Source organism: Flavobacterium album, from assembly GCF_003096035.1.
Classification (GTDB): Bacteria; Bacteroidota; Bacteroidia; order Flavobacteriales; family Flavobacteriaceae; genus Flavobacterium; species Flavobacterium album.
Map to the genome: position 1 here is coordinate 3,165,465 of NZ_CP029186.1, position 24,213 is coordinate 3,189,677.

The 24,213-nt window shown below is 42.8% G+C and carries 22 protein-coding genes; 9 read left to right on the forward strand and 13 right to left on the reverse strand.

The window, feature by feature from the left end; all coding sequences use genetic code 11:
* The first annotated feature begins 40 nt into the window (after positions 1 to 40).
* Positions 41 to 1,045 carry a hypothetical protein gene (locus tag HYN59_RS14450; protein WP_108778958.1) on the forward strand — a complete coding sequence of 335 codons (1,005 nt, stop codon included), beginning with the start codon at positions 41 to 43 and terminating at the stop codon, positions 1,043 to 1,045.
* Between the two features lie 11 nt (positions 1,046 to 1,056).
* Here the strand turns inward: HYN59_RS14450 and HYN59_RS14455 are convergent, their stop codons facing one another.
* The gene (locus tag HYN59_RS14455; RefSeq protein ID WP_108778959.1) at positions 1,057 to 1,617 is read right to left on the reverse strand and encodes a Smr/MutS family protein; all 561 of its coding nucleotides are present in this window, start codon (positions 1,615 to 1,617) and stop codon (positions 1,057 to 1,059) included.
* Entirely contained in the window at positions 1,604 to 1,801 is a 198-nt protein-coding gene (locus tag HYN59_RS14460) for a hypothetical protein (protein ID WP_108778960.1), read from the reverse strand. Before HYN59_RS14460 ends, HYN59_RS14455 begins: the two co-directional genes overlap by 14 nt.
* Before the next feature lie 228 nt (positions 1,802 to 2,029).
* On the opposite strand from HYN59_RS14460, the gene HYN59_RS14465 reads away from it, so the two are divergent.
* Complete coding sequence (locus tag HYN59_RS14465) at positions 2,030 to 3,016, forward strand: hypothetical protein (protein WP_146185951.1); 987 nt, start codon at positions 2,030 to 2,032, stop codon at positions 3,014 to 3,016.
* 713 nt (positions 3,017 to 3,729) lie between these two features.
* Here the strand turns inward: HYN59_RS14465 and HYN59_RS14475 are convergent.
* The 3 genes from HYN59_RS14475 to HYN59_RS14485 all read right to left on the reverse strand — a co-directional run bounded on the left by HYN59_RS14475 (position 3,730) and on the right by HYN59_RS14485 (position 6,712).
* Positions 3,730 to 4,197, reverse strand: coding sequence for a hypothetical protein (locus tag HYN59_RS14475; protein WP_108778963.1), 468 nt, complete (start codon positions 4,195 to 4,197; stop codon positions 3,730 to 3,732).
* Positions 4,198 to 4,221: 24 nt separating this feature from the next.
* Positions 4,222 to 5,466 (reverse strand): ornithine--oxo-acid transaminase, encoded by a 1,245-nt coding sequence (gene rocD / locus HYN59_RS14480; RefSeq protein ID WP_108778964.1) that lies wholly within the window; start codon positions 5,464 to 5,466, stop codon positions 4,222 to 4,224.
* Positions 5,467 to 5,740: 274 nt separating this feature from the next.
* Positions 5,741 to 6,712: a helix-turn-helix transcriptional regulator gene (locus HYN59_RS14485; protein WP_108778965.1), complete on the reverse strand. Its 972-nt coding sequence runs from the start codon at positions 6,710 to 6,712 to the stop codon at positions 5,741 to 5,743.
* Between the two features lie 362 nt (positions 6,713 to 7,074).
* Between HYN59_RS14485 and HYN59_RS14490 the strand changes: the two genes are divergently transcribed.
* Positions 7,075 to 7,977, forward strand: a complete 903-nt coding sequence (locus tag HYN59_RS14490) for a S41 family peptidase (RefSeq protein WP_181369445.1) — start codon at positions 7,075 to 7,077, stop codon at positions 7,975 to 7,977.
* A gap of 1 nt (position 7,978) precedes the next feature.
* On the opposite strand, the gene HYN59_RS14495 is transcribed toward HYN59_RS14490, so the two are convergent.
* On the reverse strand, positions 7,979 to 8,533 hold the full coding sequence (locus tag HYN59_RS14495; RefSeq protein WP_108778967.1) for a DUF1697 domain-containing protein: 555 nt from the start codon (positions 8,531 to 8,533) through the stop codon (positions 7,979 to 7,981).
* Between the two features lie 64 nt (positions 8,534 to 8,597).
* Between HYN59_RS14495 and rlmD the strand changes: the two genes are divergently transcribed.
* The 5 genes from rlmD (at position 8,598) to HYN59_RS14515 (ending at position 14,240) form a co-directional block, all read left to right on the forward strand.
* A complete protein-coding gene (gene rlmD / locus HYN59_RS14500) occupies positions 8,598 to 10,013 on the forward strand; it encodes a 23S rRNA (uracil(1939)-C(5))-methyltransferase RlmD (protein ID WP_108778968.1) in 1,416 nt (471 codons plus the stop codon).
* Between the two features lie 18 nt (positions 10,014 to 10,031).
* Positions 10,032 to 10,583: a DUF6452 family protein gene (locus tag HYN59_RS14505; protein WP_108778969.1), complete on the forward strand. Its 552-nt coding sequence runs from the start codon at positions 10,032 to 10,034 to the stop codon at positions 10,581 to 10,583.
* Complete coding sequence (locus HYN59_RS14510) at positions 10,555 to 11,280, forward strand: DUF6048 family protein (protein WP_108778970.1); 726 nt, start codon at positions 10,555 to 10,557, stop codon at positions 11,278 to 11,280. Before HYN59_RS14505 ends, HYN59_RS14510 begins: the two co-directional genes overlap by 29 nt.
* 36 nt (positions 11,281 to 11,316) lie before the next feature.
* Positions 11,317 to 11,451: a hypothetical protein gene (locus HYN59_RS18375; RefSeq protein ID WP_281261169.1), complete on the forward strand. Its 135-nt coding sequence runs from the start codon at positions 11,317 to 11,319 to the stop codon at positions 11,449 to 11,451.
* 368 nt (positions 11,452 to 11,819) lie between these two features.
* Entirely contained in the window at positions 11,820 to 14,240 is a 2,421-nt protein-coding gene (locus tag HYN59_RS14515) for an ankyrin repeat domain-containing protein (protein WP_108778971.1), read from the forward strand.
* A gap of 85 nt (positions 14,241 to 14,325) precedes the next feature.
* Here the strand turns inward: HYN59_RS14515 and HYN59_RS14520 are convergent, their stop codons facing one another.
* The 3 genes from HYN59_RS14520 to HYN59_RS14530 all read right to left on the reverse strand — a co-directional run bounded on the left by HYN59_RS14520 (position 14,326) and on the right by HYN59_RS14530 (position 19,802).
* Entirely contained in the window at positions 14,326 to 16,491 is a 2,166-nt protein-coding gene (locus HYN59_RS14520) for a T9SS type A sorting domain-containing protein (protein ID WP_108778972.1), read from the reverse strand.
* A gap of 119 nt (positions 16,492 to 16,610) precedes the next feature.
* The gene (locus HYN59_RS14525; protein WP_108778973.1) at positions 16,611 to 19,019 is read right to left on the reverse strand and encodes a T9SS type A sorting domain-containing protein; all 2,409 of its coding nucleotides are present in this window, start codon (positions 19,017 to 19,019) and stop codon (positions 16,611 to 16,613) included.
* A gap of 144 nt (positions 19,020 to 19,163) precedes the next feature.
* The gene (locus tag HYN59_RS14530; protein ID WP_108778974.1) at positions 19,164 to 19,802 is read right to left on the reverse strand and encodes a DUF4294 domain-containing protein; all 639 of its coding nucleotides are present in this window, start codon (positions 19,800 to 19,802) and stop codon (positions 19,164 to 19,166) included.
* Between the two features lie 80 nt (positions 19,803 to 19,882).
* On the opposite strand from HYN59_RS14530, the gene HYN59_RS14535 reads away from it, so the two are divergent.
* Positions 19,883 to 20,971: a M42 family metallopeptidase gene (locus HYN59_RS14535; RefSeq protein WP_108778975.1), complete on the forward strand. Its 1,089-nt coding sequence runs from the start codon at positions 19,883 to 19,885 to the stop codon at positions 20,969 to 20,971.
* Positions 20,972 to 21,045: 74 nt separating this feature from the next.
* Here HYN59_RS14535 and HYN59_RS14540 read toward each other — a convergent pair whose 3' ends face one another.
* The 4 genes from HYN59_RS14540 to HYN59_RS14555 all read right to left on the reverse strand — a co-directional run bounded on the left by HYN59_RS14540 (position 21,046) and on the right by HYN59_RS14555 (position 24,174).
* Positions 21,046 to 21,435 (reverse strand): ankyrin repeat domain-containing protein, encoded by a 390-nt coding sequence (locus tag HYN59_RS14540; protein ID WP_108778976.1) that lies wholly within the window; start codon positions 21,433 to 21,435, stop codon positions 21,046 to 21,048.
* Between the two features lie 213 nt (positions 21,436 to 21,648).
* The gene (locus HYN59_RS14545; RefSeq protein ID WP_108778977.1) at positions 21,649 to 22,602 is read right to left on the reverse strand and encodes a phosphoribosylaminoimidazolesuccinocarboxamide synthase; all 954 of its coding nucleotides are present in this window, start codon (positions 22,600 to 22,602) and stop codon (positions 21,649 to 21,651) included.
* A 48-nt stretch (positions 22,603 to 22,650) separates the two neighbouring features.
* Positions 22,651 to 23,076, reverse strand: coding sequence for a hypothetical protein (locus HYN59_RS14550; RefSeq protein ID WP_108778978.1), 426 nt, complete (start codon positions 23,074 to 23,076; stop codon positions 22,651 to 22,653).
* A 150-nt stretch (positions 23,077 to 23,226) separates the two neighbouring features.
* Entirely contained in the window at positions 23,227 to 24,174 is a 948-nt protein-coding gene (locus HYN59_RS14555) for a PhoH family protein (RefSeq protein WP_108779754.1), read from the reverse strand.
* Positions 24,175 to 24,213 lie beyond the last annotated feature (39 nt).

Here is a 24,213-nt window from a genome sequence, read left to right on the forward strand (position 1 = left end):
ATTTGTGTAAAAACGCTATTTTTGTTGAAAATTACTTTATATGAAAAAGATCTTCGGACTGATAGCCCTTTTGGTATTGGGTATGGTTATAGGATGCGATGACGGCGAAATGACATTTAACTCTTTCAATTTTGCAGACGGAACTCCTGCCAGGTGCGGCGACAGCAATATATACTACAAGATCAATGGTACCGAGGTACTTATGATAAACTTTGGCGCGAGTCCACTGGTCAATGTGCCTACACCTGAAGATGCAGAAGGAAATGATATACCGAAGATGATAACCATCAGCGGCAGTAATACTATTACCTACAGGAATTATAGCGGCACCCCCAACGCCAACACCCTGTGCTCTTTCCCCGCACCGTCGTCCCCTACAGTTGTTGAGGAGTGGAGCGGCCAGGGAACGATATCAGTAATTACTGATGTAATAAAAAACAACGATAATATTATTACAGGGTACAGCCACAAGATCACATTGGTAGATGTCTCTTTTACAAAGGATGGGGAAACTACACGCATTGTTGATAATGAATTTGGCTCTATAATAACACCAATAGGACTTTCTTTTGACTTTATCACCGATGGCAATGAACTTCCTACTGTTCGTAACTGTCCTGAAAACACTTTGGTTTTTGAAAGGAACGGACGTGAAGCGCTTGTACTTGATTTCGCCCCCGCTATGTATCCTGCTACCATTGGACAGACTACAACAATTACCTTTACTAATGAACCGGATGCGAACGAAATTTTATTCCTGGTGTATGCCGGCTCTATCAGCAATTCTCATATCTGCGATGTGATAAGCCCCATATCGCCTGTACTTACCCAACGATGGTCGGCAATATCCGGAACAGCGGTTATTACAAGCGTACCGCCGTCTGGTGTTGGCGGTGCTCCTATTGAATATCAGATACGGCTTAACAATGTTGTTTTCGGAAAAGATTCCGATGAAAGCGGGGAAACCTTTGCTATATCCGACCTTGTAGTGCCTGCTGATCCGTCTAATCCCGGAGAATATTATTTCGGGATATATGCCCCGTAAATAAATAGAATTTACCTGCCGGGGTTTTGCTTAATGTAGACCTCGGTAGCTCCAAGTCCGTATTTTTGGTAATCGGCATCCTGAAAACTAATACCGTCATACCTGCCTAACAGGAAATCGAGCTCGGCTTTAAGTACGCCCTCCCCTACCCCGTGGATAAGGACCACCTTCGGCATCCTGTTCCGTATGGCAAATTCTATCTGGCGTTTGGCGGTCTCAGTCTGTAGTGTGAGTATGTCGTAATTAGACATGCCCTTTTTGTTAGGCACGAGCTTTTCTATATGCAGGTCGACTTCCAGTACAAAGCCATCCTTTTTTGATTTTTTTTCCTTTACGAAACTCCTCTTCTTTGGGAGCTCTTTTTCTCTAAGCACCGAGCTTATGGACTGCGAAGAAACAAAAGATTTCATATAGTTTGTATTGTGCAGCTTCACCAGCTCATTTTCTTCAAATTGCAGTTCAAAGCCTTCGGTAGTCTCAATTATGACCGTAGTTCCTTTGATCCCCTTTACGCGACCGCTAAAGGAATCATCAAGCACCGCTACTTCATCACCTGCCTTAAACCGTCCCATCGCCTTCCTCCTCTTCGTTTTGGCGCTCACCCTTGCTTGGGACTTTGGCCATAAGCCGCATAAGGCCAATCATAAAAGCTGCCATGGCCGCAATCATTATGATCATGTTGGGTTTTGCCTGCGACTGCTCAAACAGTGCAAGGAATGCAGCGCCGAACAGCAATATAATGTATATGGTTTTCATAGTGCCAAAAGTAATAAAATAATGCAAATAGTCATTTCAATGGTAATCAAACTCCAAAGTCAGTACTTAATTAATATTATTTAATTTTCAATTATAATAACTTATAATTTAGATTATTTAATTTATAATTAATATTTTATGAATTATAATCAATATTTTAACAAATAATTAATATTTACAATATTGTATTGACATACATTGCAGCACAAACCAAAAAAATTTTATAATATGAAATTAAAATTGTCCTTACTGTTTTTAGCCCTTTCGGCTTTAACATTTACGATCAGTTGTAACAGAGAAGAAAACTCTGAAGACAAAACCGGCATTGCAAAAAGAGTTGGCGATTCCGGGAAGTATGACATCACCTTTGATGATGAAGACAGGGATTTGGAGGTAAGCCTTGCAAAAGACGGTACCGTTTATACCACTTATTTTATTTATAAAGAAATATCCACCGGTAATCCCTTGTTTTCTTTGGAATATTCATTTGACAACTCAAAAGAAGGCTGGAAATATTTTGAGCAGAGGAACGCCCTTGATTTTGCAGCAAAACTAAAAGATCAGAACCTTAGCGAACAGGAATTAAGACGCTTGAATTTTATGCTCGATCAAAGTTATCAGGATCTTGTGCACGAAGTTACAGAGCAAAATTTCGATATGACATCCTATTCGGGCATTTCTTACCTGAAGTCGGCTGTAGCGGCTAACTTAAGGGCTATTGCTAACCATTCAGAGCTTACAGGCACATTAAGCCCTTCATTCCTTGTAGATAAAACATTCTTTATGTTTGAGGAAGACCTTAAGATAAATCTCAGGCCAATTAAGGAAAATATTGAGTCGCTTGCCGGAGAAGCAGCAAAATACAATCTTGCTTCAGATTTAGCTATGGTAGATTTTATCCGTGAAACCGAAAGAGATGAGATCACATTTGATGAATTTTATTCTTTTTATGCTCCTGCAGACCAATTGCATGATTTTGTAGAAGGCGCAACTGTAACGATGAATGCAGGTGATTGCAGCGGGTGGTGCCTGATTGGATGCGGTAGCGACTGGGGATGCTGCGGAAACTACACAGGATGCTGCGTTTACTCATCGGCCCTTTGCCTCGCACATGATCTTGCATGTACCGAGTGTACTCCTGCGTGGCTCTGCCTCAGTGGCTGTAAGCCAGATCATGGTAATAACAGACCTGTAAGGTTTTTAATGAGTTTATAGACACGAGATAAACATTAATTATATAACAAAGCGGGAAGATCAGATGAATGATCTTTCCGCTTTCATTTTAAAATACGCTGCAAGGTTTTCTTATTAGCCTATCTTCACTCAAGTAAAAACTTCAATAGTACTCTTCGGCAACCTTCCGGTCAGGGAAATAGCGGGTCATCAAGCCATTCAAGCGGCAAGAAGAAAATATTAAAAATCCATTAAGTTATTTGAAAAGGTATGGATCTGATATCATCAGGACAATATTTATTATTGAAAATAACAGGTGTAATAATAAAGCAGCTACACTAAACTGATTCCTGTTTTTAAACCAATATACAATTAAAAATATAGGGATTGCAATAGTTATTAAAACAACGATCAGCGAGGACATCTCGTAAAAGACACTGAAAAAACTGTTCTCTTCCACGTTGGCAAACTTGCTTACCAGCCAGTAAATAAACACTACCGGATATATAAATTTTAATGACCTGACAATTTTACCCATTACCTCTGTGTTAATGTTGTATCCTCAAATCTAATAAAATTACGCAACATACTCAGCAGTTTGGCCTATTTTTTCGACATCTTCAATGTTAATAATTCCCTAAAAAACAATACTTTACGAAACATTCCATTGCTGTCAGTTTATAGAAATCCTAAGTTGTTTTATAAATAGTAAAGCCCGGCTGGCCGGGCTTTACTAAAAAATTATATTTTTTCAATTACATGCTTCCTGCCACTGCGGCCGCGAATACTGCCACAAACACGATAAATACCACAATTATCAGGATTATAGATATCACCACGCTCATGAAGTGATTCTTGAGGTTCCTGAATGAAGCAGTAAGTTTGTGGGTATTGTTTTCACTTAGTGCATTTTTCGTAGAAGATGCAAATTTGATAAGGAACAGCATCGGGATAAAATACATGACGGCCATTATCAGGTACATGAACGCCAGGGAAGATATCGGCATACCGTTCATGGCGCGGTTCATCTCCTGCATATTACCGGCAGCGAACATCATAAGGGCTGCAAGTAACATAAACCCTGAGAATATGAATCCCATAATGGCAAGCCCGGTGCCCCAGTTGGCAGCGCCGCGTAAAAAATCTTTTGCTTCGTTATTCAACTGCAGCTCAAAAGAATCAAAAGAAGAATTGTACTCAGAAAATGTTTTTTGGTCGTCCATAATAAATGCTGTTAGCTATTGATCTTATTTTTCGAATTGTTTTAGTGTATTTGTAATGATAGATACACAGTCAAGGATCTGTTCTTCGTTCATTACCAATGGTGGCGCAAAACGGATGATATTGCCGTGTGTAGGTTTGGCCAAAAGGCCGTTGTCCCTCATCGCCATGCAGATATCCCATGCAGTAGAGCTGTCCTCTGTGTCGTTTATAACAACGGCATTAAGCAGCCCTTTACCCCTTACAAGGGTCGCAATGCTGCTTGTTGCAATGTACTCGTTCATTTTTTCACGGAAAAGCTTTCCAAGCGCCTCAGCATTTTCGGCTAAATTCTCCTCCTTAACCACTTCAAGCGCAGCGATGGCAACGGCAGCCGCTACAGGATTTCCGCCAAAGGTAGATCCATGCTGGCCCGGTTTGATGACGTTCATTATCTCATCATTCGCCAATACTGCCGAAACCGGATAAGCGCCACCTGAAAGGGCCTTGCCAAGGATAAGGATATCCGGCTGTACGTTCTCATGGTTTACGGCAAGAAGTTTACCGGTACGGGCAATGCCTGTCTGGACTTCATCAGCAATGAAAAGCACATTGTTAGCGGCACACAATTCTTTTGCTTTTGCCAGGTAACCTTCGGCTGGCACATATACGCCTGCTTCGCCCTGTATAGGCTCTACAAGGAAGCCCGCTATATTTTTCTCCGTTTTCAAAACGTTCTCAAGCGCTTCGATATCATCGTAAGCTATCTTAATGAAGCCGGCTGTATAAGGCCCGAAATTCTTCCTGGCGTTCTCATCGTTAGAAAAAGAAATGATCGTTGTTGTCCTGCCATGGAAGTTATTTTCGCATACGATGATCTTCGCTTCATGCTCTGCAATGCCTTTTCTTTCGTATGCCCATTTGCGGCAAAGCTTGATGGCAGTTTCTACAGCCTCAGCTCCGGTATTCATTGGCAGCACTTTATCGAAACCAAAATAATTGGTCACGTATTCTTCATACCTGCCCAACTGGTCGTTATAAAATGCGCGCGATGTAAGCGTAAGCGTTTGCGCCTGCTCCATCATGGCGTTAATGATCTTCGGATGGCAATGACCCTGGTTAACTGCTGAGTAAGCCGAAAGGAAATCGTAATACCTTTTGCCTTCCACATCCCACACATATACGCCTTCGCCCCTGCTCAAAACCACAGGCAGCGGATGGTAGTTGTGCGCTCCGTGTTTATCTTCCAGCATGATGGCATCTGCCGAACTTAATTTTTCTAAAACTGACATTGTAAATTCTGTTTATATTTTTTAATCAGCCATTCCTGCTTTTGGAGAGAAATCATCCATTTAAGGCCGCAAATTACTAAAAATAAAATTATTGCCTGTAGAATTTGAAGAAAAGGCAACTTTTGGAAAATTCCAAATGACAAATTCAAAATGACAAATTACAAACGTTAGTGTGGCGATGTTCCCGACTGCGCTCGAACTGACAATCGTACAGAACGTTATTTATGTTCATAATATGGGTCATCATTGTCAAATCGAGCGAAGTCGGGATGCCTCACACTTCTATACTATTCCGCAGCGGGTGCTTTTGCACAATATTTTCAAGTAGAAGCGCTATTTTATCTTTCAATTCCTGCGGCTCAATGATCTCGGTACAGTCGGCGAACATGAGCAGCCAACGTGGAAGGCCTTCCTCGAACGACCGTAAGAGGAACGTCATTTCGACATAATCCTCAGTTACTTTATCGGATATAAAACCGAAATAATGCCGCTGCTGCTCCATGTATTTCGCAACGCTTTTATCCACTCTTATAACGGCTTTTATCAGCGCCACTGCTTCTTTGGCCTTTTGATGCTGCTCGTAATATTCTTTTAAGGAGGTGCGTTCCTGCTGCGGCTTTTCGGTAATTGCTACGCTGATGATCCTGTCGGCCCTGAATTGACGGTAGCTTTCACGAAGGTGGCACCACGCAATGCTGTACCAGTTATCATTCTCGTGGAAAATACCCAGCGGCTCTATAAGCCTTTCGCTGTTCTCCTCATTGCCAAACGCCCTGTACACCAGCTTCACTACTTTCTTTTCGGCAGTGGCCTCCAACAAAACATCCAGGATATTGCCCGGCGATTTTTTATCCTGTTTCATGTTCATGACAAGGATATTATCTTCCAGCGTTTCAACCATATCTTTTTCGCTTCCGCGTAAAACCGCTTTTACCTTATACATTGCAGAGCCAAAATGCTGCTGCAGGCTGCCGTCGGTAAATTTTTCCATGAGCTTTTCGGCGGTAAGGAATGCCATTGCCTCTTCGCGGGTAAACATGATGGGCGGCAGCCTGTAGCCATCTACAAGCGAGTAGCCTATGCCCGCTTCGCCATACAACGGTACGCCGGCCTCTTCAAGGGAGCGGATATCGCGGTATACGGTGCGCAGGCTTATGCCGAACCTGTCGGCCAGGTCCTGTGCCTTCACTACCCTTTTGGACTGTAGCTGTATCAATATCGCGGTAATCCTGTCAAAGCGGTTCATAGTGGGGAATTATAGCCCAAATATAAAATTTTATCCTATATAAACGGAACGCTGATGATGCAGATTTTTTTAGATTTTCGTGGATTTGCCGCATAAAAAAGCCCCAAAAAATGGGGCTCTAATAAATATGAAATCTGATTTTAACTTAACTCCGTAACAATGTTGCATTTCGTTTATTAAGCGAATCTGCAAAACAGCAGTTGAATTTCTTTTATATTGATTTATTTGTGGTTCTATAAAATTAATCAATTCATTTTTAATACAATAATTATTTTATATTTTTAACAAAAAAAAACAATTCCTTAAGCTGATAAGCAATAATGAGCAAATATTTATTATTATTAATTTTTTCTTTGAGCTGCATGCAGGACAAAAAACATCCTTCTCCTGAAGCTGCGGGTTATATCGAAGAGGTTTTAGACATCCTTCAAAAAAATTCAGTAAACAAGAAGAATATTGATTGGACTATATTACGGAAGAAGGTAAAAGAAAAAGCCGGTGATGCACAAACGATCGCTGATACTTACCCTTCTATTCATTATGCGTTAACGTTGCTTGGCGACGGCCATAGCTATTTTGCTCCTGTTACAGATGTATCAGAGGATGATAAAGGAGCCCCGCCTGTGTTGCACGACGAAATAGTACCCGGTAATATAGGCTATATAAGAGTAAGATACTGCATGGGCAATGCTAAACAGAAGCAACAATATGTTGATGCTATCTTAAATGATATACGCATCAGGGATAAGCAGGAACTAATTGGTTGGATTGTTGACCTCAGGGGAAACTTCGGAGGGGATATGTCGCCAATGCTTGCCGGTATGGGGCCTCTGCTTGGCAATGGGATTATAGGATACACGCAGTACCCTGACGGAAAAGAAAGTACTTGGCGTTATGACAAAGGGAAGTTTTTATTCGAAGAAGGCAGCGATACAATAAAACAGGAAGAATATATCCTTAAGAACAATAATCCTTTTGTTGCGGTGCTGACGGATACCCTCACAGCCAGCTCAGGTGAGGCGGTCACAGTTGCTTTTCGCGCAAGGCCAAAAACAAAAAGTTTTGGAACCCATACCTATGGTGTACCAACAAGCAATCAGAGGTTCGATCTTTCGGATGGTTCTAATATACTGCTTACTGTAGGGGTATTTGCCGACAGAAATCACAATCCCTATCGCGGGCCCATATATCCTGATACCGAAACAACCAATGATAAAGCACTACCCGAAGCCGTGAATTGGCTGAAAAGGCAAAACAGGCAATAACTTATGTATTTTCCAACATTTCAAGCAGCTTCAATGTTGTATTCCAGTTCCGGGTGGTGGCTTTCAGCTTCAGTTTGCTTTCAATAAGGTTGTTCGAAAGCTTAGAATCGGCAGCGCCAATAGCCAGCCTGAAATACAATATATTTTCATGAAGCGCTATAACGTCGTCGCCTATAGGCGCCTGCCTTAATTTTTCCATGCTTTCTTCCGATGGCACCTCACTCAGAAAAGTAACGTATATCTTTTTGGTACCGGCTTCTTCGGGGACTTTACCTTCTGTAAACGGGTTGTTATCAACAGCTTTATCTAAATCGTTCTTATCAACTACAAATACAGAAACATCAAAGCCATACTGACCTTCGATGAGTTTCTCAATAGCTTCTGCCAGCTTTTCTTTAGATTTTTCAACACTGCTGAAAATCACATTGCCGCTTTGGATATAGGTCTTTACGTTTCCATATCCGGCAGATTCCATCAGCTTGCGGAGGTCTTCCATCTTAATGATCTTTTTTCCGCTGACATTGATGCCGCGAAGGAGTGCGAGATAGGCAGGCATATTTTTGATTGAGGATTACCTACAAATTTATTCAAATTTTATAATAATACCTTATTTTTGCCGCATGGGAAAAAGGAAAAATACCGACAAGATAGTATTTGACAATGTGGCCGTGCTGGATGCCGGTGCAAAAGGCGTTTCGGTGGCTAAGGCCCCTGACGGAAAAGTGATCTTTATACCAAATGTAGTGCCCGGCGATGTTGTAGACGTACAGACCTTTAAGAAGAGGAAAGCCTACTACGAAGGCAAAGCAGTGCATTTCCATGAATATTCGGCGGACAGGGTAATACCGCCCTGCCAGCATTTTGGCGCATGCGGCGGCTGCAAATGGCAGAATATGAACTATGACAAGCAGCTGTTCTATAAGAACCGCGAGGTGTACAACCACCTGAAGCGCATCGGCAAGGTAGAGCTTCCTGAATTTGAACCGATCAAGGGCAGTGAAAAGCAATTCTTTTACCGCAATAAAATGGAGTTCTCCTTCTCGAATGCCCGCTGGGTAACCGAGAAAGAAGTACAGAGCGGCGAAGAGATCGATAACCGCAATGCGTTGGGCTTCCACATTCCACGCATGTGGGATAAAATTTTAGACATTACCAAATGCCACCTGCAGGAAGACCCGAGCAACATGATACGCAATGCTGTGAGGGATTTTGCCAATGAAAACGGACTGGAATTCTTCAACCCACGCGAGCATTCGGGATTACTGCGCACACTGATGATACGCACGGCCTCTACCGGCGAGATCATGGTGCTTATCCAGTTCTTTGACGACAATAAGGAACAAAGGGAAATGATATTGGATTTCCTTGCGCATAATTTCCCGGGCATTACCTCATTGCAATATGTGGTGAACCAAAAAGCGAACGATACCCTTTACGACCAGGACATTATACTCTACAAAGGGCGTGACTATATACTGGAATCGATGGAAGGTCTGAGCTTTAGCATCAATGCCAAATCGTTTTACCAGACCAATTCCGACCAGGCGTATGAACTATACAGCATAACCCGCGACTTTGCAGGGCTGACAGGTAATGAAGTGGTGTACGACCTTTATACCGGTACCGGTACCATAGCGCAGTTCGTATCGCGCAAAGCCAAAAAAGTGATAGGCGTTGAAGCCGTTCCTGAAGCCATTGCCGATGCCTGGGAAAACGCAAAGCGCAATAATATTACCAATTGCGAGTTCTTTGTGGGAGACATGAAAGTAGTGTTCAACGAGGAATTTATTGCCACGCACGGGAAACCGGATGTGATCATAACCGACCCACCGCGCGATGGCATGCACAAGGATGTTATCGACCAGATATTGCGCATCGCACCCGACAAAGTGGTATACGTAAGCTGCAACTCGGCCACACAGGCGCGCGACCTGGCACTCATGGACGAAAAATATAAAGTTACGCGCGTTCGCCCTGTAGATATGTTCCCACAGACGCACCATGTGGAAAATGTTGTACTTTTGGAAAAAAGATAATTAAAAGGCCGTACCGCTATGAAAAGACTGATCGCGTCCGTAACCCTTTTGCTGATAGCTACCTGCTTTGTGCTGAGCTGTGAAAAGGATGATATCTGTGCCACCAACACTCCTACCACGCCAAGCCTCATCGTTGAATTTTACGACAAGGATAATACTGAAGAGCTGGTAAATGTGGTTAACTTCAAATATTATGCTGTGGGAGAGACCGATACGCTTCCCGATGTTGCAGACGATGTAACCACCACGGTCAACAAAATAAAACTGCCGCTGCGCACGAATGCAACGACTACAAAGTGGGGGCTTATTTTTACCCGCCGCCTCTCAAACGGGCAGTTTACCACGCCAAACACCGACTTTTTAGAATTCAACTATACAACGAACCAGTTCTATGTATCACGTGCCTGCGGGTATAAGACCACGTTTACGCTTAATCCTGACCAGCCACTGGGCTCCAACCCAAAACTGACGGACTCTGATGCTGCGGATGGATTGTGGATAGATGACATCAGCCTTGAGACTACTAACATTGAAAACGAAAATGAAACACATCTTAAGATATTTCTATAGCCTTTTATTGCTTCTTTCGTTTTCCGGTTTTTCACAGGAAAAAAAAGCTGCCGATACGATAGCGCCGCCTGTAAAGTCGGACCGTTACGGACTACGGCTGGGCATAGACCTGCACAGGCTGACACGCTCTTTTTACGATGATGGCTTCAGGGCGCTCGAGATCGTGGGCGATTACAGGCTTACCAAAAAATTCTACGCTGCCGCCGAACTTGGCAACGTAGATTATACGGTAAACGATGCGCAGCTGAACTTTACTACCAAGGGGAATTACCTCAAAGTAGGGTTTGACTATAATGCCTACGATAACTGGCTGGATATGGAAAACATGATCTATGTTGGCTTCCGATACGGCTTTGCAAGCTTCAGCCAAAACCTGAACTCCTACAAGACCTACGAGAGTTCCGGCTATTTTGACGAGGTGACCGTTTATCCCGATACCAAGTACAGCGGACTGACAGCACACTGGATAGAAGTTGTAGGCGGCCTTAAAGCAGAAGTTTTTGACAACATCTATATTGGCTTCAGCTTCAGGCTGAACAACCTCCTGACCGATAAAAAACCCGTTGATTTCGACAACCTTTACATACCGGGCTTTAACCGTACCTATAGCGGAAAATTTGGAGTAGGTTTTAACTATACCGTTTCCTATTTTATCCCGCTTTACAAGAAGCAGGGTGTACCGAAGGAGAAGAAATAATACAATTATACAGTAGCCTAATTTATTTAAGCCTACATGGTTTTAAACCTTGCAGGTTGGGAACGTAAGGATATGCGTATCGCGTTCCAGTTTTGCACGTTTATAAATGTAAGCGTGGTGGTTGTGGTCGATAGGCACCACAAGGGTGAATCTGACGGCTTCTCTGATTGATAAGTAATAAAATTTGATAATTTTTGGTACGGCTTTTTTACAGCAAGCGATCCTGATTTTAAAACGATTAAAATAATCATTTTATTACGACCAAAACCGGGGAGGATTTTAAAAAATACAGATTTTTATCCGGTAACTGCACCTAAAGCAGATATTCTTCAGATTCCAACGCTGGTTGCCCATACCAGGACGCTGATTCATCGTTTAAAAATTATCAGACAGTTTAACCTATTTTAGTTTCCTGATAAATTCAATGGATAAATTAAGTGTGGCAATCAACTTTAATTTATATGTTTGAAAATAATCTGAAAGCTGTGCGGTTTAGGCCATACCGATAAAATTTAATAACGAATAATGCAGATACTTTCATGGCGAAAATGACTCCTGAAAATGCGCAATCCATACTGAAAAAACATACAATTGAAGCTGATGCAAAACATCTTGCCGATGCTTATGACAATATTGAATTATTTGAAGCATTGCTGGCAGCCGGCGCCGACCCGAATTACATGGTGGAGGGTTCTACCCCCCTGTTTATGGATGCTTACGGCCGAAGTAAATACTTTCCCTTCAAGCTGTTGATGGAATATGGTGCCGACCCTAACAGGCCCTATAAAAACGATCCTAAAAGCCCTAACGTTATTTTTGACATGGCATCTACTTCCGGGCCCGGTATGTTTTTCTGGCCCATGCTTGAAGCCGGCCTCGAACTGAACGCGTTCCATCCCGTAACCGGCGAAAACCTGGTGACCTATATGGTACGTCAGCCGTATTCTTCTGTCGATGTACTGAAAAACCTGCTGGAAAATGGAGCAGACCCGAACCTGCCAAACAAAAACGGTTTTACTATCTATGAACTGTTAGCACAAAATAAGATAAGGACACGCAAGCCTGAATTTTTCCTGCTGAAGAAATATGAAAAAGGCGGCCGGGAATTGCCACCCATACCTGAAGGAATTATTTCTCCGGTGAAAAAGCCCATTTTAAAGATCAGCTATGAAGATTCCATCAGCTCGTGGAGGGCTTTGGAAGTACTTGGTAAGGACGTGGATAGCCTGACTGTCAGGATGTATAACCTGTATTTTTATGATACTGAATTCCCGCGCTCGCACACAGCAGCGCTCAATATTGTTTTCTCACTTTTAGAAAGGGCAAAGACACCATCGCAATGGCAGGATATAGCAACTGTTTTTGAATATGACAAACACCATATCGATGTCGCCCGTAAGTACATCAGGTCGTTTGAGGTTTACGATGTTAATGCAGTCCACAGCAACGACCTGTGGAAAGACACGCAACTGTACAAATTTGATGAGGTTACAGACGATATGCGGGAAAAGCTAATGCATGCTACGATGACTATCCGCGTGAGCGATCCCGAAATGCTTGAGACCATAGAACCCGGTACCTGGATGAATATTCCGTATCGTTCCGCCAGTCCGTTTTGGTATCTGGAAAACAAGGACGCCGGTACTTTTTTTGCCCTGTTTAAGAGCGAAGGCGGCAAATGGATGTCGCGCGAAGGGGAAATCGGCACCGATGGCAAGCTGAAACCGGTAGCTGGCATCAGCAAAGGCTACTATAAAGAGGAAAATAACCGTGCCGAGGCATTTGCTTTTGGAAAAAAAGAAGCAGGCTATGAGCTGGTTTATAAAAACTACGACACTGCCTACAATATTGAAGAAGAAATACGAAATGGCAAGGCTGAGGAGAAGATCAATGAAAACAAAGCCAATTACAGCGAAGAAGCGATAGCGGCAATACAAAACGAAGATGTTGCAAAGCTGAGATCCATATTAGCAACCGGCGTTCATCCCGATACGCTCAAAACATCTTATGGTAAGCTTGCGACCGAATATGTTGCCGATAAATACAGGACTACCCAAAAGCACGCAGAAATGCTGCAACTGCTGCTGGATCATGGCGCTGACATTAATCATAAAGAATATGACCATCCGCTGCTTCAGCAAGTTTGCAGCGGGCATGCTAAAAATGAGGCCAGTGACGAAATGGTACGCTGCCTGATCGCTGCCGGAGCCGATATTTTTGCGAATTCAAAATCTAAAGGCTATCATAAAAGCTCGGTGCTGCAATCGGCGTGCTATGGCGGGATGCTGTGGTTTGTAGCATACCTGCTTGAGAAAGGTGTGCCTGTTGATTATAAGGACACCGAAGGGATGACGGCTTTAAACTACGCGGTACTGTCAGACAGGAACAGTGCTGCTATAATCGATGTTTTGCTAAAGAACGGGGCTGATAAAAACGATTTCCTGACGCTTAGCCCACACGGTTCAACGTCCCTTGAAAACGCAGAGATACCGGAAACGATCGAAAAGATAATTTCCCTGGGCTTCGATATCAATATGAAGAACAGCCATGGTTATCCCGGGCTTTTTAGGGCAGCCGAATATGGAACAGCCGAGATTTTTGAAACGTACCTGAACCTCGGCGCCGGGGTTGATCTGCCCAACGTACTTAACCGGGTCAATTACCGCCTGCACGACAAGGGCAGCAAACAACAAAGTGTTGAAGTGTCTCTGAAAAAATTAAGGATGTTGCACCAGCGCGGCTATGATATTACCGCCGGCACCACTACATTTACATGGACCTACCAGAGTTATGAAGGACGCAAAAAAATTACAAAATTTGAAGAGCAGGTGCTCCTTGATCTTTGGGAAATGGGATGCAGGCCATCCTGGAAGAAAACTTTTTTGGAATATGTAAAAAGAGTAAACAGTACCAAACTGATAGCTTTGGCAGAAACGCTGCCGGAACACAGGGTATCTTAAAAGTCAGCTGATATTTAACCCATTAAATAAAAAATGCCGCAGATTATCGAACTGCGGCATTTCTATTATAAAGCAATTTTTTTAATTATTTAATAACCAGCTTTTGGGTTGCCAGTTTTCCATCGGCAGTAAGGGTAATGAAGTATACTCCGCTTTTTAGTGAGGACACATCAAGGTCGGACTGGGTACTTGTAACCGTAGTTTTAAGTACTGTCTTGCACAATACATCGGTAACGGTTACACCTGCATTAGCGATGCTATTCTGCATTTGCAGAGTTACTTTTGATGATGCCGGGTTCGGGTAAAGTACAAAACCATTGGCAGTAAAATCAACTGTACCTGCAGTGTCCGTTATAGTGGTAGTGATGCTATTGGTATTCACAACCGGGTTAAAATCAAAGTAAATACCGGCTTCTGCCGACATGGAATCTCCTACTATAACTGTAGCTTTAGGCTTTATTTTATAGATTACATAACCATGGCTTTCCTGCTCATTTACTTCTGCGCCCGGAAGCTGTATATTATTGAACCTGAACTCAACTTCATTACCTGTCCTGTTGGTTTGAAAATCATGGCTGCTTACTATTGGTTCGAAAGTATCCCAGTCAAGATTGCTGTCGAGTGTTGTGAGCACCTTTACATTGTGTGCATTGGCATCGCCCATATTTTGGAAACGGATGGTATAATGCAGGTAATCATCGGATTGTTCTTCGGTTATGGATTCCCCTTCGCGGACGTTAATGTCGTTTGGATCCCAGGAATTGGTTACAATTTGATTTAATACGAAAATATTATTATCGGGGTTGGTATCGGTTTCCCCATCATAGGTAGCGCTTATAGTGAAAGAAATTACATCGCCCATGTCTACAATACCCGGCATAGCCATGAGAAAGTCAATAAACATTACCTCAGGATGGCAAGGAGCCAAATCGCTATAATTGAAGGTGAGTATATTTCCATTTTGTATAACAGGAAATGCCGCACCTGCAAAGTCTAAAGCTGTATCGTCAAATTGCAATGTTATGACACCATTGGCTTCTGATCCTCCATAATTGCTCAATATGATACCATAATTTGCGGGAAATCCGGGCTGCGCTGTATTTGAAGGACAGATAGATATTGCCACATCCCTGTTGTATGGCATGGACAGGCAAAAGTTTACGTTTTCAATATTTTCTTCTCCCATAACTACGGATTGAGTGCCAGGGGTTATAACAACACCACTAAAATTAAAGGGATTTACAGTAATATTGTTATTTCCTTCCTGCACATTATGAAAGGTATAATTGCCATAATCATCTGTATAAGCATACGTTGTATTATTCCCCGAAACACAGGAAACTAAGATATTTGCGGCAGGCATACCAGGTGTATCACATCCGTTTTCGAGAATGTCAAAAGATAAATGGCCGGAAATCTCAGGGCCGGAACATTCTACTATTTCAAGCAGAATTTCATATACTGTTATACACTCAGATGCATATACGTTTGAAACTGCCAGATAAAGAACCTCCATTGGGTATAAGCTGTAATAAACAGGTAATTCATTTATTGGATTAGCCCCTAACTGTGCATCCGTATAGTTTTCGTGAATGGTAAAAAATGAATCAGGATAATTGATTTGCAGCACGGCAATATAAGGTTCAAATTCAAATGCACCATGATATGGCATTGTCTCACATCCTATAAGAGGCTCCAGTACAATATCCGGGTTGTGATATATCGTAATGAGAGTACCGGTTGTACCTGAGCAATCACTATTTGGCATATAAGGAAAAATAGTCTGTGTTTCTGTTATTACATCGCCAGGCAAAAGCTGTGTCCCCGTGCCGTCCTCGCCTGTATAATATTCTATGCCTGCCTCAACCTGTGGCAGCACATAACTTTCGCAAACGTACACATCCTGAAACAAAGGGGTGCTCCCCCAAAAGCCTATCTCAAAAGATTGCTCATTAGCAGCATTATTAGCATTATTCCTAACCTTCATATAAATGTACTGATGCTCATATCCGACTGGCATTGTATAGACTTCGGGGTTGGCAATAGGATTTGTATATAGATAGTCTGAAAAATATGTAACCGTATAGTCATTTGGTGACTGATCTCCTAAAACCATTGGTGTGCGTGTCGTAAGGTCAAATATTTCATTGCCGCATTGTACCATGTTCGATACCGGATAAATAGCTACCTGCGCAAAACCCGGAGCGCAGGACATTACAAAAAATGCAAGAAACAGTATTTTTTTTCTCATAAAGATCTTATTGGTTATCTCTATAACAGTACAAACTTTAAATTCCCTACAGCTTATAGCATAAAAAATGCCGCAGATTATCGAACTGCGGCACTTCTATTATAAAGCAATTTTTTTAATTATTTAATAACCAGCTTTTGGGTTGCCAGTTTTCCATCGGCATTCAGGGTAATAAAGTACACGCCGCTTTTTAGTGAGGAAACATCGAGGTCGGACTGGGCACCTGTAACCGTAGTTTTAAGTACTGTCTTGCCCAATACATCAGTAACGGTCACACCTGCGTTAGTTGCTGTGCTGTTTTGCATTTGCAGCGTTACTTTTGATGATGCCGGGTTCGGGTAAAGTACAAAACCATTGGCATTAAAGTCTCCTATACCTGCTGTGCCCATTACGGTAGTTGTAATGCTGTTAGTATTTACTACAGGGTTGAAGTCGAAATAGATACCGGCCTCTGCCGACATAGAATCTCCTATAACAACAGTTGCTTTAGGCTTGATCCTGTATTCGATAAAGCCATGGCTTTCCGGTTCATTCACCTGAGAACCTGCAAGCTCAATACCATCAAACCTAAACTCTACTTCGTTGCCATTGCCGCCACGGTTTGCCTGGAAGCTGTGGCTGGAAACCATCGGCTGGAAAGTGCTCCAGTCAAGATTATTGTCCAGCGTGGTAAGTATTTTTACATTGTGCGCATTGGCATTACCCATATTTTGGAAACGGATGGTGTAATGCAGGTAACCATCTGCCTGAGCTTCGGTGATCTGCTCACCTTCGCGTACATTGATGTCGTTAGGATCCCATGAATTAGTAGCTATGTGGCTCATTTCATAGGTATTGTTATCCGGATTAATATCACCTGATAGTGGTGTAACGTTAGCAGTGAATGAAATTACATCACCAAGGTCTACAGTGCCCGGCAGGCCTACCATGAAATTAACATAGATATAGGTTGTCTGATACGGCTGTACAGGCCCGTAGTTAAAACTAAGCACATTGCCTGCCTGCACCATAGCGGGCGATGAAGAAATATAATCGAGCTGGGTATCGTTAAACTGTAAAGATACCGTGCCGGTGGCAGACGTATTGCCATAGTTATATACTGCCACCAGATAGGTAGCTAAAAATCCTGGCTGCGCAGCAGTTGTAGGATATACAAATACAGCTACATCGGTTACCGGTGCCGGAGGTGTAAGACAGAAGTTAATGCCATCAACGTTTTCATTTATCGTCAACGGATAGCTTGCAGGAGCAGCAATTAGATTAGTAGGATAATAGGTATTTACATACACTGTAATCTCCGAAGCCGGAACATTATAAAAAGTATAATTTCCGTTTGCATCGGTATAGGCATAATTTCCATAATTCCCGGATAAATAATACACTTGTACACCGGCAGCAGGAGCGTCGCTTTCACTGCATCCATTGCCGTCTGCATCATAGGCTACATGTCCTGAAACAGTAAAAGTGTCTCCGCATTGTGTCACAATAATAGCCAATTCCCGAGTAACCACCCCATTTTCGGTTACAACACCTACATAGAGCACTTGTTGCCCGGGCACATTATTCATATATTCATTTATATCGACAATAGCATTAGTGCCATTTAAAGCATCATCATACGTTTCATAAATACCCATATTCAATACACCCGGATTACTGTTATAGATAATTCCGTAAACAGGCTCAAGGTTGAAGACTGCCACACCATCACCATTATCATCACAAGCTGTAAGCGGCTCCAGATAAGGAATACAGTCGACACCATTTGTTATTGTTATATAGACATCATATTCCGTCACACAACTTCCATTTGAACCCATGATATATATTACCTGCGACGTAGTGATTACATCTCCCTGCGATAATGGGGTACCTGTACCACCCGGGCCTGTATAATAATTAAAAGGTTGGGGCAATACTGGCAGCGTGTAACTCTCGCAGGAAACTACTTCTGGGAAGAAGCCAGTTTCAGGGCTATTGAGTATTGTTACGGTAAAGCTGCTTTCATTACTACATGTGCCGCTGGACGCATAAATGTAAATAGTAATAGAAGTAGTAATAGTAGTCCCGGCCGCTATCATTGTGCCTGTACCATTAGGCGCTGTATAATAATTCCCACTATTCAGGGCAGGAAGTACAAAACTGTCGCAAACCGCTATGTCGCTTACTTCGGGAACAAACGGGGCGGGCCAAAACCCTACGACAAAGCTGGTAAGGGCAAAATCGCCTGTAGTGTTATTAGAAACACGAATGTACAGCGCCTGCTCGATACTGCCTGTGGTTATCATGAAAGCTGTAGGATTCGCGATTGGGTTTACATTCATTTCCGCATCCTGGTAACTTAAATAATACATTACTGTATAATCGTTGGGGGACTGGTTTGCTAAAGTGATCGGCGTGCGGGTGGTCAGGTCAAAGACCTCGCTGTTGCATTGCACCATATCGGGCACCGGATAGGCGTTAACCTGAGCAAAAGACTGAAAGCTGAACATGGCAAACAGTGCCAGGAAGAGTAATTTCATTTTCATATAGGTTGGTATTAATTTGTTGTTGTAACTATAACAGGACAAATGTTAAATCCCCTACCCATATTCAAAAGAACTTTTATTTTTACTTAAAAAACTAAATATCGCGTAATAAAAAAGCCCTGCAAATACAAGGCTCAATGAACTTTACTTTTTCCGCCAGTTATCCGTTATGGCATCGTAGTCTATCTTAAATGCAGGGTCCTGCTTTATAAGGCGCTTTTCATCAAAAGCCTTTATCAGGTAGCCTTCTATCATATAATCTTCGGCAATGGTGGCAGGGCTGTATGTTGCCTTTAGGTTAATATCAAAAAGCCTCGCCATACGGTTGGACCAGAATGCCTTCCAACCGCTTTTATGTTCCTTTATCAGGTCGAATGTTGAATGGCCGGTTTGCCGGTAGATCAGCTTTACCAATATCTGCCCTTCTTTCCGTGACAGTTTTTTCAGCTGTGCCTCAAATTCGTCCTCAAGGTATTTCTCCACGATTTTGGCATATTTTTTCTTCTCCCTGTCGGTCTTCAGTTTCTTCATATTGTTATCCAGAAGCGTAAGCCTGTCGGCGGCAATTTTCGCATACGGATACACCTTAAGCACCCTTTTCCGCAACAGGAGCAGCTGTTTTTTTTCATCCGGTGATATGGAATCTTTCACGTTGGATATAACGATCTCACGCAACTCTGTACTGAACGTGATCGTGTCGTTCTCTATAGTATCAGTAACCACCTGGGCATTTGCGCCCACGCTTAAAAATATCAGGAATATAAAGTATACCCGTGCTTTCATTGTTAAGAAATTTATGCCAAAATTATGCATTATTATATAACTCTGTAATCTAATTTATATTTTAGCCAAAAATTAAATTAATGGCATCAAATTCTATACTTACCGACACTTCTCTTGCCTTTTTAGAGCAATACCTGAATAACCCCTCGCCTACCGGACACGAATCGGGCGGGCAGAAAATATGGATGGACTACCTTAAGCCGTATGTAGACACTTTTATTACCGATACCTACGGTACTGCTGTGGGCGTCATTAACCCCGATGCACCCTACAAAGTGGTTATTGAAGGGCACAGTGATGAGATTTCATGGTATGTAAACTACATTACCGAGAACGGCCTTATCTACGTTATCCGCAACGGTGGTTCCGACCATATGATCGCTCCATCCAAGCGTGTCAATATCCATACCAAAAATGGTATTGTAAAAGGTGTTTTCGGCTGGCCGGCCATACACACGCGCAACCGCAGCAAAGAAGAGCCTGCCAAAATTGAGACTATCTTTATCGACTGCGGCTGTTCTACCAAAGAGGAGGTAGAGAAACTGGGCATCCACGTGGGCTGCGTTATCACCTACCCTGATGATTTCATGATCCTGAACGAAAACAAATTCGTATGCCGCGCTATAGATAACCGCATAGGCGGGTTCATGATTGCCGAAGTAGCGCGACTGCTTCATGAAAACAAGAAGAAGCTGCCGTTCGGTCTTTACATCACCAATTCCGTACAGGAAGAAGTTGGCCTTCGCGGCGCGGAAATGATCACCAAGACCATCAGGCCGAATGTTGCCATAGTTACCGACGTATGCCACGACAGCACCACACCGATGATCGATAAGCGCATTGAAGGCGAAACCCAGATAGGAAAAGGCCCGGTAATCACCTACGCGCCTGCCGTGCAGAATAACCTACGCGAGCTTATCTTAGAGACTGCTGCAAAGAACGAGATTCCTTTCCAAAGGCTGGCATCATCGCGTGTGACAGGTACCGATACCGATGCATTTGCCTACAGTAACGGCGGTGTTGCTTCGGCGCTTATTTCATTGCCGCTTCGCTATATGCATACAACTGTAGAAATGGTACAGCGTGAGGATGTTGAGAACGTGATTAGGCTTATTTATGAAACATTGCTGAATATAGAGAACGAGGAGACGTTTTCTTATTTTAAATAATATTATACCAATGTCTTAAAAATAAAAAAAGCATCTGCCGCGGCGGATGCTTTTCTTTTTAAGGGAACTAAGATTTAAGCGTTTTGTGCTGCCTTAAGCAGTTCTACAGCCTCACCGGCATTAGAAAGCTGGGCATACTTCAAAGCTGTAAATCCTTTTTCGCACTTAACCTTCACGTTGGCACCTTTTTCAAGTAACATTTTGATGATCTCCACATTGTTGTAGCGCGCGGCTATCATAAGGGGAGTCATGCCGTTAGACAGTTCATCGACAGAAGCACCATATTCGATGAATTTTTTAACGGCATCAACATCTCCTTTAGAGATCGCTACACCAAGCGGGGTTGTAGTCACATACGTCCTTACTAACTCAAATTTGTTGGAAGTAGTTTCAACAGTTGAAGCAATTGCTGCATTACTGAATGTTACAAGAGCCAGTCCTAAATAAATGATCGCTTTTTTCATGATGATTGAATTTTTAATTGATGATTGTTTTTATATTTTTGATTGTTACCGGTTGATTAGGCCGTTTGAAGTAATAGACGCATACAACCACCTAAACGTTACTGTAAAATTTAATTTTAACACACATTTAACAGATTAATCTTACTATGCACGCCTACTAAAAACAAAAAACCACCTGCGGTTACAGGTGGTTTGGATGAATAATTTTGAGAATTATTTTTTTAGGTAATTCGTTACATTTTTTTCGATGCGCTCCAGAATGTTACTGATATCTGCTTTGCCGAACTTCTCCCCGATGATATTTTCATATAGTTCGATATACCTGTCTGAAACGCTTTCGATGTATTCTTCGGTCATTTCAGGTATCACCTGTCCTTCTTTACCCTGGAAATTATTAGCGATCAGCCATTGCCTTACGAATTCTTTTGAAAGCTGCTTTTGGGCCTCGCCTCTGTTTTGACGCTCACCGTAACCATCGGCATAAAAATAACGGGAGGAATCGGGCGTGTGTATCTCATCTATAAGCACTATTGTGCCATCTTTTTTCCTGCCGAACTCATACTTGGTATCTACCAGTATCAATCCGCGGGATGCTGCGATCTCGGTACCTTTTTCAAAAAGTGCGCGGGTATATTTTTCAAGGACACTGTAATCTTCTTCGGAAACAATGCCCTTGGTAATGATGTCCTGACGCGAAATATCGGCATCATGCTCGCCGTTATCAGCTTTTGTTGTCGGCGTGATTATTGGTGCGGGGAATTTATCATTCTCCTTCAGGCCTTCAGGAAGCTCCACGCCACACAATACCCTGCGCCCGGCTGCATATTCGCGCGCCGCATGGCCTGACAGGTAGCCGCGTATTACCATTTCTACCTTAAAAGGCTCACACAGGTGGCCTACGGCAACATTAGGGTCGGGCGTATCTATAAGCCAGTTGGGAACAATATCCTCGGTAAGGCGCATGAATTTGGTCGCGATCTGGTTTAGTATCTGTCCTTTGTAGGGAATGCCTTTCGGAAGCACCACATCAAAGGCCGAAAGCCTGTCGGTGGCTACCATGACAAGCAGCTCATCATTGATGTTATACACTTCCCTTACCTTACCTCGGTAAACAGATTTCTGTCCCGGAAAATTGAAATCGGTAGTTGTTATCGTCTTTTGTGACATGTGTTGTTGTTTTGTGTAGTTGAGGTGCAAAAATAAGAAAGATAATTATCAGCTCACCTGTTTATCTTTCAATTTATATCGAATTGCAAAAACTGTATTTATTATAAAAGAAATTATCACTCCCAATGCTGTTAAAAAAGTGAACAGGTACTCATATTTGATATGCTCGATTCCCCACATTACCGGAAGGGCAAACAGAAAGCATAAATTTATGACTGAAACTATACTGTTCAGCCGCATTTTTAGTATCCACAAAAAAGTGTATCCAAACACAAATAATAGTGTAGAAAAGATTGCTAATAAAGCTGCCAGGTCATTCATCAGATCCCAGGCCCACCCGACAGTTTTATTCATTCCCCAGGTTCCAAGCGAGCCACTGCCTAATGAGATCCCTAATACAAGTATGATGATAAAAGCACCTATTACAGTGACTAGCAGTGAAAGCAAAAGCGTCTTCGGTTTTCTAAAATCCATTTTTTAAAATTCAAACACCTGACAGGTTTTGAAACCTGTCAGGTGTAATAGTAATGCTCTATTTAAACCTACAAGGTTCTTAAAAACCTTGCAGGTTGGATAACATACTAGGACTAAGCTCCTAAGAACCTCAGTCCCTCAGCACCTTCCTCAATCATGATTCTCAATGCTTTTATAAGCATCAATAATTTTCTTCACGAGGCGGTGGCGCACGATATCCTTATCATCAAGATAAATGATGCCTACACCCTCCACGTCTTTTAATATAAGTATCGCCTCCTTAAGCCCCGATATGGTACGGCGCGGCAGGTCGACCTGGCCGGGATCGCCGGTGATCATGAACTTGGCATTCTTGCCCATACGGGTAAGGAACATCTTCATTTGCGAGTGGGTTGTATTCTGCGCCTCATCGAGGATCACGAATGCATGGTCAAGCGTGCGGCCGCGCATGAACGCGAGTGGGGCTATCTGGATGATGCCTTTAAGTATATAGTCTTCCAGCGTTTGCGGCGGTATCATGTCGCGCAGGGCATCATATAGCGGTTGCATGTATGGGTCCAGCTTTTCCTTCATATCACCGGGAAGGAAACCGAGGTTCTCCCCCGCTTCTACTGCGGGACGCGTAAGGATGATTCTTTTCACCTGTTTTTCCTTGAGCGCTTTTACGGCAAGGGCAACACCTGTATACGTTTTGCCCGTACCGGCCGGGCCAATGGCGAATACCATGTCGTTCTTCGCCATATAGTCTACCAGTTTCTGCTGGTTAGGCGTCATGGCCTTAATGAGCTTGCCGCCCAGGCCGTGCACGAGTATCTTGTCGCTCGGGTCCATGTGTTCCACCTGCGAGTTGCTCTGGATGACCCTTTCGATCACGTTGTCGTCGATGTTGTTGTAGCGGGTAAAATGCTGCATCAGCCTCTTGAAGCGGTTCTCGAACTCATCGAGCATCTCTTTTTCGCCGTAGGCCTTGAGGGTGGTGTCGCGTGCAACGATCTTCAGCTTGGGATAATATTTTTTAATGGTTTCAAGATGGGAGTCCTGAGCGCCCCAAAAATCCTTCGGGGCAATATCGTTCAATTCAATTATTCTTTCGTTCAAAAGCAAGTTTTTTTAATTAGAGAAATAAGCCATATAATT